General features: G+C 47.6%; 8 protein-coding genes. 3 read left to right on the forward strand and 5 right to left on the reverse strand.

Annotated elements, in window-relative coordinates:
* Positions 1-3: 3 nt before the first annotated feature.
* Positions 4-1296, reverse strand: a complete 1293-nt coding sequence (locus BP71_RS25255) for an amidohydrolase/deacetylase family metallohydrolase (RefSeq protein ID WP_496384359.1) — start codon at positions 1294-1296, stop codon at positions 4-6.
* A gap of 898 nt (positions 1297-2194) precedes the next feature.
* Here BP71_RS25255 and BP71_RS25260 point away from each other — a divergent pair.
* Positions 2195-3232 carry a hypothetical protein gene (locus BP71_RS25260; RefSeq protein ID WP_496384360.1) on the forward strand — a complete coding sequence of 346 codons (1038 nt, stop codon included), beginning with the start codon at positions 2195-2197 and terminating at the stop codon, positions 3230-3232.
* Positions 3233-3242: 10 nt separating this feature from the next.
* Positions 3243-5138, forward strand: a complete 1896-nt coding sequence (locus tag BP71_RS25265; protein ID WP_496384361.1) for a YjbH domain-containing protein — start codon at positions 3243-3245, stop codon at positions 5136-5138.
* A 60-nt stretch (positions 5139-5198) separates the two neighbouring features.
* Here the strand turns inward: BP71_RS25265 and BP71_RS25270 are convergent, their stop codons facing one another.
* Positions 5199-6086 (reverse strand): dienelactone hydrolase family protein, encoded by an 888-nt coding sequence (locus BP71_RS25270; protein ID WP_496384362.1) that lies wholly within the window; start codon positions 6084-6086, stop codon positions 5199-5201.
* 318 nt (positions 6087-6404) lie between these two features.
* Between BP71_RS25270 and BP71_RS25275 the strand changes: the two genes are divergently transcribed.
* Positions 6405-7130, forward strand: coding sequence for an SDR family oxidoreductase (locus BP71_RS25275; protein WP_496384363.1), 726 nt, complete (start codon positions 6405-6407; stop codon positions 7128-7130).
* Positions 7131-7496: 366 nt separating this feature from the next.
* Here BP71_RS25275 and BP71_RS25280 read toward each other — a convergent pair whose 3' ends face one another.
* The 3 genes from BP71_RS25280 to BP71_RS25290 all read right to left on the reverse strand — a co-directional run bounded on the left by BP71_RS25280 (position 7497) and on the right by BP71_RS25290 (position 11894).
* Positions 7497-9896, reverse strand: a complete 2400-nt coding sequence (locus BP71_RS25280; protein ID WP_496384364.1) for an ABC transporter permease — start codon at positions 9894-9896, stop codon at positions 7497-7499.
* A 572-nt stretch (positions 9897-10468) separates the two neighbouring features.
* A complete protein-coding gene (locus BP71_RS25285; RefSeq protein ID WP_496384365.1) occupies positions 10469-10684 on the reverse strand; it encodes a Kazal-type serine protease inhibitor family protein in 216 nt (71 codons plus the stop codon).
* Between the two features lie 160 nt (positions 10685-10844).
* Positions 10845-11894 carry a hypothetical protein gene (locus BP71_RS25290; RefSeq protein ID WP_496384366.1) on the reverse strand — a complete coding sequence of 350 codons (1050 nt, stop codon included), beginning with the start codon at positions 11892-11894 and terminating at the stop codon, positions 10845-10847.
* Positions 11895-12851 lie beyond the last annotated feature (957 nt).

The following is a 12851-nucleotide window of genomic DNA, read 5'->3' on the forward strand; positions in this document are numbered from 1 at the left end:
AGCCTATTTACCTTGCAGTTCCGACTCCCATGGTGCGGCGCTGATCCCGTTCAGGTCCCAGACAACCTTACCTGCCCTGATCGTCAGCTCCGCTTCCAGTTTTTTATCACCCTTCAATTTAAGTCGGCGGGCATCCAGGAAACCAAACTCGCCCGTCCGAATGCTGAACACCGAAATATCCGCCTCCGAACCTACTGTGAGACTCCCCAGATCAGGACGTTTGATCACCTGTGCCGGATTCCAAGTCACGCGCAGGATCGCATCCGCCAGCGACATCCCCATGTTCAAAAACTTCGAAATCACATTGTCCAGGCCCTTCATACCGCCGTTCATACTATCGGTATGGAGATCGGTACTGATGACATTTGCCAGAAAACCCTGTTTTATCGCCGGTATTGCTTGTCGCCATGCAAATGCGCCCCCGCCATGGCCCACATCGAACACCAGCCCCTTTTTCTGCATTTCGAGCACGAACGGTTTGACTTTACCCTGCTCATCGACAACAGTTTCCCGGTCGTTGGGCCCGTGGGCGTAGGTATGCGTAAAAATGTCACCCGGGCGGAGATATTCCCTGAACAGCTTTTCAATGGATAATGGAGGCCTGTGTTCACCAAAGTCGACCATTACGGGTACGTCGGCCATCCTGCCTGCCTCAACCGCGCGCTGCACCTGGCTGTAATCTCCCCAGTAATGGGCGGATTTGATCCCCACTATGATGTTCGGATATAATTTTTTAATCATATTGGCTGTCATAACCGGGTTCATATCGCTCAGGTCCTGCTCTTCGTACCGGCTTGCCATACCTGTCCCGACGATATTGAGAAACACCAGTACGCGCGTCTGCGCCCGGTCGATCGTCTGCGCTTTAAAAGCTTTAAAGTTCCGCCAGCCCGACGAACCGGCATCAACTACCGTGGTAACCCCGGTCCTGAAAGTAAAACCATCGGGCGGCAAACTTGTGAAACCATTGGCAATGTAAGCATCCGGTGTAATGCCGTTAAAAACATGGACGTGCATATCGATAAAACCGGGCGACAGGTACATGCCCTTGGCATCCACGACTTTTTTGGCATCCGAAGCAGGAATGTCGCTGGCCACGCGCACAATCTTGCCGCCGGCAACAGCGACGTCCATATTACGATCGATGCGGTTTTTGGGATCAATTACGTGACCTCCCTTGATAAGCAGGTCAATGGATTGGCAGTACGCGGAAACCGAAAGTAATGGAATGAGTAACGATGCAACCGCAAACCGCAGACATCGCGGTTTACGGATCAGGTGTTTCAAAAAGGTCATGCAGCAGAAATTTAGGATTTAGGACAACTAATCATCGTGCAAACGGGGTTCCGCGTGCCGATCATTTTGAAAAGACCCGACCAAGCCAATTTTAATAGCGCATTTTCTAATTTCCACCAAAGAATATTAAAACACAATCCCAAACGGCACCGTGCCGGGAGTTATACTACAAACTGACGACAGCCCAGACCTGTTTTCACTCAATTCCGACGCTGTAATTTTTAAAGAAGAAGTGTTATTATTTAATTTTGAGTAAAATTAAATCACTAATTATCAGTAGTTTATGATTTTGTAGAGATATTTTTATTAGGAAATTGAAATCCAATCGCTTAAACTTGTTGTAGATTTTATTTTACACCTGTGAGAATTATAGTAAAATAACATCTACACTAGCCGCAAGGAAATGCTGAATGTACAGAAACCAGGCGCACTAACTCACTCAACGTTAACACATGATGGAAAATCGTTATCTATGGCTTTTGCAAAGAGGCAACCTGCCACCCGGCCCGGGACGCATGAAGGATCCGACCCTACCTGTTAACAATACCGTTTTACCCAGTCCCATTTCCGGGATGCCCTACCATCTTCCTCTTACTGATAATTGCAGAATTTCTTGCGGGATTGAAACGTGCGGCTCTGATTATTCATACTGGCAACCATCGTTGTTTCAATGATTTAACAGGGATCATATAGCCGTATCCGTTCGCGCATGCAGCTTGCCTTATCCAACGGGCAATGCGGAGGTTATGTTGCGCAAAAAGGTACAGCAGACTGTTTACATCCGGTAATCAGCCCATATTCTGTCAGGCCCTCAAAGGCATCTGACCCGGGCAAGTATTGTCTTTGTTTGAATCCATTTAATCCGCCAAATATCTTTTTTAACTAAATCTAAGTTTGTATGAAAACAAGTACACTGAAACTGCTTACCCTTCTGATGTTCCTTACCTTCTTCCTCTATGATTGTAAGGACAAAGAAGCCGGCTCCCTGGAACCTGCCAACACGGAGCTGTCTAACCAGCTGGACAAACTGGAATTGGCGCCTACGACACTGCAAGAAACTCCGGACATCAAGCTCGTACCAGGAAAAGTGGAGCCGTCCGTTAAGACACAGGAGCTGAACAACTCCCTGAGCACCGTTACGTCAGGAAATGTCCCTGCAAGCGTTTCAACTGCGGCCCAGGAAGTTTCCGCTTCGCTTACCGATGCTGAAATCAAGACGTTGAACCAGTTCACACCGTCGCAAACATCGTCCAAAAACACGCTTAATTCTGAGCAGGTTCGCGCCATTCTGACCAAGGCTTCGGCAGACACAAAGCTGCAAAGCTATCTTTCCCTGCTGACGCCCACTAAAGTCGACGGCCTTCCCGACGGAGGAAGAACCGGAGCCGTAACCGAGGGCACAACTGTCGGCAATGCCGTTGAAGCCGGCAATACAGATGATTGTATTGCCCGCGCCAATGAAAAATTCGACAAGACTAAAGAACGTCTTGATGAAAGCAAAGCCAGAGATCTGGACAGAATCAATGATGCTTATGCGAAAGACCTGGAGAGAATTCAGAAAAATCTGGAAAAATGTACTGGTGAAAACAGTGCAGCACATTTTGAAGCATTACGCCAGGCCGGTATCAAAATAGCTAACGAGGCTTTGGCAGCACTGGAAAAATCCAAGCCATTTCTTAAGCCAGGACAGTATGAACTGCTGAAAGCATTGATCAACGTCCAATTGCTGGATTACCTGGATAAGGTTAACCAACTGGAAGCCGCTAAAGTAGGAACCTGCACCGAAATCGCGGAACTGGCAAAAGCACGCGCCACAGAGGTAAAAAACGCAAATACTGCGAAAGTAGAGGCTAATTATAATGATGCATTGGCCAAAGCGATCGAACTGAGAAACAAAATGATCGAGAACTGCCATAACCAGGGCAGCGGCATCTAATCGTTAGAAAATGACGCTATTTCTAAAAAACAAAAGGGGAAATGTATTGTTTCCCCTTTTGTTTGCCCTTTGGCTGGTTTTACCAGCGCATGGGCAAACGAACATTTCAGGTAAACCGGGGCTTATATACATTCCGTCGGCCCAGCAAACCGATGACGGAACTTTCCAGTTCGGGTACCACTACAACCCGATCCGCTACGGATTCAGGTCTAACCGCAGGAATTCAGAAGGCATTTATTTTGCGAATCTGACGATACTGCCAAGGCTGGAAGTCAATATCAATCTCCTTCGGATCAACAACGAACAAAAACGGGGCCAGAAAGGGATCGGCGACCGGCAGCTCGACCTCAAATATCTTATTTTAAAGGAAACGCCGAAACGGCCTTCCCTTGCATTGATCATTTCAGCACCATTCGGGATCAATAATGCATTATCCACGAATGCGCTGGTCGCCAGCAAAACTTTCCGTCTGGGGACGAGACTATACACAGACATAACAGCAGGGTTCGGAAGTCCGTGGTACATTCAACGGGACGAATCGGAAAAAAGTAATTACGATATTTTCTATAGTCTTGAAATTATCAAGAAAAAGAACCTGGCCTACCGTTATCTGTCGGGACCATTCGGAGGTTTCAATTTAAGGCTCGACAAAAAGGCAGGCATCATGGCCGAATGGGACAGCCAGCATCTGAACATGGGATTCTATGGAACCCTTTTCAGGAGATGGACTATTCAGGCCGCAATCCTGAACTTTGATCAGATCACCTTTGGAACATCCTATGCAGTCAATATGCTGCCCTTGCCGCGAAAGTTTCGTGCATACCAGCAAGCGACTCGCAAAGACCATTTGCAGCAACCCTCATCCATTGATTCGGAACGCTCAAGGCTCCTTCAAAATTTTGAGAATGTATCTGCCGATACGGCCGAACATACAATAACCTATGAGCAGCGTCTTTATCGCAATCCATACCTGGGTATGCTGGAAATGAGCCGCGCGCTGGCAGATTCGGGCGTTCGGGAATATGTTCCACTTTTTCAGGGCGTTCCGGTAGGGTCTTACCGGATGGGTAAGAAAGTCAGCTACCGTCCGCTGATGAAAAATGAAATGCGCGCTCCCGGCTTTCTGCTTAATAAATACAAGCTGGATTTCTGGCTTCAACCCGTGTTCGCGGCTAATTTTGGCTACCGCGAAAAGACATTGCAGAGTAATACGAGCATTCTGCTTCAAACCCAGTTCTATCTCTGGAAAGGATTGGCACTAAACGCAGGCGTGCTTTTCCCGATCACCAACGACATGGATAACCGACCCAAAAAAATCCGGCCGGCACCTATTTTCCTGAACCAGTTCCTGGCCTTCGGCAAACATTTCATCAGCGCTTCGGCGGGTTATTTTCACAACGACCAATATGGTGTGAATGTCCAGTACCGCCATCATGATCTGAACGGGCCCTGGTCATTTGGCCTCGAAGGAGGCCTTACCGGATTGTATTACTATGCAAGCAAAGGCATTTACTACGAAAACATGGACAGGCTATTGCTCATCGCAGACGCCGCATACCGGCTGTCACGCCCCGACATTACGTTCAAACTGTCCGGTGGCAGGTATCTCGCCGGTGATGAAGGCGCACGATTCGACCTGATCCGCCAGTTCACCAATGTGGAAGCAGGCCTCTACGTCATGAAAACGAATAACGGGACTACTGCCGGGTTCAATTTTGCGGTACCAATCCCGCCTGGAAAAATCGTCCAGGGCAAAAAATTCAGATTCCGCACGACGGATGAGTTCCGCTGGGAATACAGTTACACCCGCGGGTTCCGGATCGGCGAGCGCTATCGCACCGGCTACCAGCTCGACCAGAAGCTGCGCCAATATCATGTTGATTATCTCAACAGACAACGACCTTAACGGTGATCGTCCTGTGCATTCCCCGAAATCAATCTCTCCCGGGAAATACACAGGACCTACCTACCCTAATTTTTGTTTGAAGAAATCGATCGTACGCTTCCAGGCAAGTTCGGCTGCCGCCTTGTCGTAACGGGGCGTCGTGTCGTTATTGAAGCCGTGATTGACCTCAGGGTAAATGTATGCAGTATACTCTTTGCTGTTTTCCTTCAATGCTTTTTCGTAAGCCGGCCAGCCTTCGTTCACACGGGTATCCAGGCCCGCGTAATGCAGCAATAACGGAGCCTTTATTTTAGGAACGTCCTCCGTCGCCGGCTGCCCGCCATAGAAAGGCACCGAAGCCGACAGGTCCGCTATTCGTACAGCCATCATATTTGCAATTCCGCCACCAAAACAGAATCCTACTACCCCGACCTTTCCATTACAGTCTTTGTGATTTTTCAAATATTCATAGGCAGCTATAAAATCTTCCTGCATTTCGTTACGGTCTCGCTTGCTCTGGAGTTCCCTTCCCTTGTCGTCATTTCCCGGATATCCACCCAGCGGAGACAATGCATCCGGCGCAATGGAAATAAACCCTGCCAGCGCAGCACGCCTCGCCACATCCTCAATATGTGGATTCAGCCCCCTGTTTTCATGCACTACTACAATCCCGCCTAATTTTCCGGTAGCTTCCACCGGTTTTGAAAGCAGCGCCTTAATAGTCTTTCCTCCCTTTGGAGAATCATAATTCACGTAATCCGACTGCAACCTGGGATCACTAGCCGACACTTGAATGCCCCCGTAATAGTCGGGCATCAGGAAGCTCATCAGCGAAGCTACCGTAATGCCTCCCACAGCGTAAGCGGATAAACTTTGTACAAAGTTACGCCGGTCGATGCGATCGTGGGCATAGTCGTCATAGAGATCGAATACCTCCTGTTTAATGTCTTCCTTTCTGATCTGGCTCATGATTGGATTAGGTTTGTTTTTGGAGAAAAAGGAATCGAGGTCGATGCCAGCAATGGTCTTTATCAGAAAGCCGCACCGGCAATTTCTTATACTCTAAATAAAGGCGCTAACGGAGTTTCAAAGCCAATACGTAGAACGTCCCGTGATCGCCAAACCGCCGCTTTATATCGCGACAGATCTGGTGATTTCACTAAATATCGTGGAAATCCAATTAACGCACAAGACCTACATCGCTCTATATCAATCCATTGATCTTTGGCATTATTATAGCATGTACAGTACCGTCAACATGATTTTTCACATTAAACTTCAATATGCATGAAAATTGTAATCATAGGCGGTACAGGATTGATCGGTTCAAATGTAGCCAGGAAACTTAGCCAGCTTGGCCACACCGTCGTAGCAGGAGCACCATCGACAGGCATCAATACATTAACGGGTGAAGGACTCGCCGATGCATTGAAAAACACCGATGTCGTTATCGATCTGGCCAACTCTCCTTCCTTCGAAGAAGGTCCGGCCATCAGCTTTTTCGAAACGGCAGGGCGCAACCTGCTTGGCGCGGAAATCAATGCCGGCGTAAAGCACCACCTGGCGCTCTCCATTGTTGGGGTAGATCAAATGGGCACGATGGGATACATGCTCGCCAAAAAGATTCAGGAAGATCTGATTAAGTCTTCCGGTGTGCCTTACACGGTTATCCGCAGCACCCAGTTCCAGGAATTTGTGCCTGCCATCGCAGGCGCAGGGACACAAGGCAATGAAGTCCACATTTCCAGGGTAGATTTTCAACCCATTGCAGCCGAAGACGTCGCTACTTTCGTAGCTCAGTTCGCGCTTTCCGAGCCAGCCCAGGGCGTCGTGGAGATTGCCGGTCCAAAACGAGGACCACTGAGTGACTTTATTGCATCCTATATCAAGACGTCCGGCGATTCAAAAACTTTGATACCTAATGACAGGTCGGAGTATTTCGGTGCAGTGATTCCGCAATCGGCACTGGTTCCACACGGCAAAGCTTATTTGGGAGCTACCGAACCGGCGTAGGCAGTAAGAAAGGTCATAAAAAGGGTAGGATTGCAGATCGGGACAATCCTACCTTTTCTATGGCCTGAAAATGACACACATATTGGAAGTAAATATTTACTGGACAAGATTACCACAAAAGCCGATGGATCGACAGCTAGGACTTCCCGATTCAATTACGGGCATGACAATGTCAATTCATTTTTTTGAGCATGTTCAGGAGTGCCTGAATTTTTGAATTCCGCCCACTCCACCTTACAATTTAGTGCAGATCAATGGTTCTATTGCTCGCCAGGAGTTTGGTTTACTGAACTAAAACTTGAACAGGCGGCAAGCGGTCTCATCGTGCAGCAGATTTGTAGTTTGTACGCAAGTGACGCTGGTCCATTATTCGTTTCGAAGTGAATTGATAGGATTTGTCAGCGCTGCTTTTACACTTTGAAAGCTCACTGTCAGCAAAGCAACAACTACCGTCACCAATAGTGCCAGTATAAAGGTTACAGGCGTTAGCGAAATCTTGTACTCAAAATTTTTCAGCCAGCCATTCATCGCCCACCAGGCCGTAGGTGCAGCCAGGACAAAGGAAATACCGATCAACTGTATAAATTCCCGGCTGAACAGCCACAGAATGCTTTCAGCGCTCGCGCCCAGGACTTTTCGGACGCCCACTTCCTTCATTCGTTGAGTTACCATGAACAACACCAGCCCGTACAAGCCCATACACCCGATAAGCAGGGCAATTCCGGCAAAGAAGTTAATCAATCGCCCCATCGTCTGTTCTTGCTGGTAAGCCATCTGGATTTGGTCGTCTACAAACTCCGGATCGAAGAAATTATCCGCATAGATCTGGTTGTAGGCCTTCTCCAATTGTTTCAACGCCCGTGCGTAGTTATTCGAACGTAGCTGGATGTTGGCCGAATAGTAGCCCGTAGCCATAGTGGTAAGAAAAATGGGCCTGATCTGCTGCCTAAGGTCTGATTGATTATAATCCTTTAAAACGCCGACAATTTCTAGCGATACTGAGCTCCTATGCAGGGACTTACCTAATATATCGGCTGGCCTGTTGAACCCGAGCCGCCGCATGAATGTCTCGTTGACGAGCGCTTCACGGATCGCCTCCGAGGGTTTCAGGTTGCGCCCCGCCACCAGTTTCAGGCCATATAGCCCCACATAGTCGGCATCCACCCAGGCCTGCTGCGGCGTATAAGGCTCTTCCTCGGGGCGGGAATCGAATCGCACGACCGTCTGGCTGGTCGAGCCCGACTGAGGCGGCCCGGACATGGAGTAACTGAAATTACTCACATCCGGCAAGGCAGTGGCCAGGTTACGGAATGCGCTCATTTTAACGATATCCTGCGCCGGAAGGTTGGGCAAACCAACCGTTAGGATTGCATCCTTCCGGAACCCCAAATCCTTCGTCTGAACGTAGCTGAGCTGATTGGCCACCACAATAAGCCCGATAATGAGCATTTGCGAAATCGCGAACTGTGTGACGACGAGCCCGCGCCTAATGGAAAAGCCACCCGTCTTGCCCGTAGTGACCCGTCCCGCCAACGCCGTCACCGGGCGGAAACCCGCAACGATCAAAGCCGGGTAGAGACCTGCAATAAGCGTGACAGTCACCGCGAGAAGGGTCAGCCAGCCCAATATCGACGGAGAAAAATAGAATGTAAACCGAAAGGGGCCATGCAGGTACTCATGCGCAAGCGTATGACCATATTGAAATATACCAATTCCCAGGGCCAACGCGGCCAGTACGATGAGCGCCGTTTCGCCCATGAATTGCCAGAACAACTGTGCTTTTGTACTGCCCAATACTTTGCGGACGCCAACTTCGCGCGTCCGGTTAAGTGCCTGTGCTGTGGCAAGGTTGACAAAATTGATACTCGCAGTGCCGATGAGCAACAGGCCGATCAGTGTCAGCGAGAGCAACAATCCCTTGCTTACACCTCCATATTCGGGCAACAAATGCATTTTGCTGAATGCAATAGCCGGATAAGACGTTTCCCTGATCTTTTTGGGGTTGTATTTCCGGACGAAGGCAAGCTGCTGGCGATTCCAGTCGGCTGCCGTAAATTGGTCGCTGAAAAGCGCGAAACAATGGGTACTTCCATTGGTATTGTCGAACGGTTCGTTCTCGGGACGGGCGTTAAGCTGTTCCCTGAGCGATCCCCACGAAGCCATAATCGAATAATCCAGATCGGTATCGTCCCGGTTGTCAGCAAACACACCCACTACACGGGCCGGAATACGGGCTTCCAGGCGAACAGTCCTGCCTATCGCGTTGGTGGTACCGAAGCATTTGCGGGACATCTCCGCGCTCATGACCACAGTCCCAGGCTGGGCGAGGTCGTCGGGACCACCTGCAATCCAGGTGTAGTCGAATATCTGAAAAAAAGCCGGCTCTACAAACGCGCCCTCGTGGCTTTTGTCCTTGATTTTCTTATCCTCCCGCCCCGGAACAGGCACTGCAATCAGCGGGCTATACCATTCGTCCAGCATGGCAACGCGTTTGATTTCCGCATGCTCGTTGCGTATCGCCTGACCGAGCGGATACGGCACTCCTTGAATATTGAAGTCACCGGTGGCCGATGAGAACCGGGACGTCAATTGATATATCCGGTCGTAATTCCGGTGGTGACGGTCGGTTTGGTAATGGAAGCGGACGAGCGCAAAAATCAGCAAAGCACAACCCATGCCGAGGGCAAGTCCCGATATGTTGATGAACGCGTAAGTTTGATTTTTACGCAAGTTACGCCAGGCAATCTTGATGTAGTTTTGTAGCATGTTTTTGAGTAGTGTTCCTCCGGTTTGGGCGGCTAAGTCCGTTATCACCTTCCGAGTCAATTACCGTACCAAGAACCAAAATCTCAAATTGTAATAAGTCTGAGCCGATTTTAAGAGATGAACTGTACGATTTCGGACAATCTCTGTTCGTTTACATTACCATGCATTTTGTAAATAAGGCTCGTACATGTGTGGCGGGTCTTTCACTTATGGTCGTTTGCAGCCCAAGCTCTCTTAAAGTCGCCTACCAGTTTCGAAACCGGTCAATCAACATTGTATTCCTGTAATTTTAAAGTTGGTGTTCGCTATTAGTAGCCTGATGTTTTTGTGATGTTAAAATCAGCCCGTTCCCTGGCAGCAACAGGTCTATCATTAAACACGTAAAAGGTCATTTTTGACTACGGCCGATATGCTGGCCGAAACAGACAATCAACAGAGGATTTTCTGAAAATAATGCAGGAGCCATCCTACACAACCGCTGCCAACATTGTTCCAAAACACCTAAGGAAAAAAGGAAAGAAAAAATCGAAGGGCCAGCGAATCTCGTGTTGAAATCTGGACTCCAAGGCACGTCATTTTGCACACTCGCCATCAGTGAAAGACGTAATACCACAAGCTCGGGCCTCACAATCGTTGCTATACGTTTTCCCATTGCAACCACAGACCGGCTTATAAATAGTATAGCAGCCTGAAGTGTCTCGTGCTCTTTCCGAGCATTCCAGGTTAGGGCTCTCACCCTTCTCACATCCTAACACGAGCAATATCAAGATAAAACGTGCCAGATTCATAATTGCGTGGTTTTATCAAATTTAGACTACCTGCTATTTTGCAATTATGACACTAACAAATTCAATTTAGTTGTCTTCCGAATAGGCCCCGTCCCCTTGTAGGTTCCTAAGAACTTTATCTACTTGGCCTTCCCTTCGTTCAATTTTTTTGGGGTGAATGCTAATTACAGTTTTCGTACTTAAATTTTATGATTCGGGTTTCCTTATAGAAATCCGTTCCAGTTTTCATAGTGGAGGTTAATGGCAAGCCGTTAGGAGGATAGGTCCAAACATTTGACGTGATGAGAGGCGCGTCATTCCGATGAAGAACTGTACTTTCGATCATGTTGTTTGGGTTGTCATCAGCGTAAGTAACTTTAATGGGGTCCGGAATTCCCTTATAGCGAGAGGAAATCATATTGTCTGGGTTCGTATGTTCATCAAATTTGGTTTCGGTTGAAAAAACAAACTCCCCGTTATCATAGGAATCTTGAAAAATCTGATTTCCTCTCTGGTCATATTTGAAAGTTCTTTGGTCATATGGAGACGAATAACTAATGATTCTCCCCTGGTCATCATATTTCCATACAGTTTTGCCATCAGCTGAGACGCTGGATGCACGGATTCCATTTGTATAATTTACTGCCCAGCCGCCGCTCGTTGCTGTTTGGACAATGCCTTTTGAATCATATTTATAATTGATTGTGTAACTTTCAGGAAAGGTTGCTGCCGGCAGATTATCACCTTGAACAACAAGGTTGCTGACATATCTTGAAGATTGCAACCGGCCTTCACTGTAAACAAAGGATGTAACGCTGGTTGTTTCCATTCTCCCCGTTCGATATCGAAGGGTAGCATAGCCGAATTTAAAATTTGCTGACCCTTGTTGCAATCGCAAGTCGTGTCGATTCAGCTCTGTCAAAAAACCTTCTGTATCGTATACAAATTCGTAGGTTTCTTCGTCTGTGCTACTGGCATAAACACCCGTTGAATCTTTCCTGGATTCTGTTCGCGAGAACGTTGCAAGCGTCAGCCTGCCTTGGTCATCCTGCTTGAAATTCGATTCGGTTGTCTCAACCGATGACCCAGAAATGGATTTTTGCTCCCAGCTAACCGATTTACCTACAAACCGGCAGTTTTCGACGGGTCTAACTTCTTCGTCTTTTTTGTTACAGGAAATAGATAATGCCAAAAAGGCAAGAAAGGCAAATGTTGATCGATAGAGGCGCATTAGTACTTTGATACATTTTGAGTCATGCCAAATGTATCAAAGTACACACAGATATACCTAGGTTTTCCTAAAATTAATACCACACACTATCCGTCCCGCCGTCATCTTCCAAATCTTATCTGCCATATTCGCGACAACCGAATTTATATTTCTACCGGTCGGCTTTTTTGAATTTAATACTCTTTCACCGGCCGACGGTGAAGAAAAGGATTGGATTTTTCGGGGCGTCATTAGTCCGGGGGAGGTCTATTTAAATGTTGATCGCATAGACCTCCCAACCTAAAATTTGCGTTTTGTGTCCAAAGGTGGTACATAGTTGCAAATGATCGAGTTCTATTTCTAATACATGAACATTCATAGATTAGTCGTAACCGCAGTCGTATTTATCTGCGCGTTCAGTTGTAAGAAAAAAGAGGCGTATCCACCCGAAACCCAACAAGGCCTTAACACTTTTGGGGTTAATATTAATGGCAATAAATGGCTCCCCAATCAAAAACTAGGGCTGCTAATGCCGGACAAGCTCTCAGGCGAGTATCGCAAAGAGGGCGTTATAGTGACAGTTACAGCTACCAGAGATGGTAATAATGAAATAACCCACCATTGTTGATGTGAGTAAGCATGGGAGCTCCGCTTTCAATAGCGATTCCAGCTAAAGCACCACACCAGGGCAAAATTCCGAGGAAATGAAGTTGATGACGACTATCGATAATACCCAGGGGGAATCAATGAAGTTAACATTACCAAATTGGACACTATCAGCAAGATAGTAGCAGGTATTTTTAAAATCCAGCTCAAAGAGATTAAGAATCAGACCATAAAAAACTTTACCGGTGGAGTCTTTGATGTAAAATATCAAAGTTATTGACGGACTTACATACTCATATTCATCCCTTTTTCAGCCCCTGGCTGAACAGTTGCTGCCAGTAGCCAGCGAGCTCCACGGCATTTTAGCGATGT

This window comes from Dyadobacter ginsengisoli DSM 21015 (assembly GCF_059568735.1).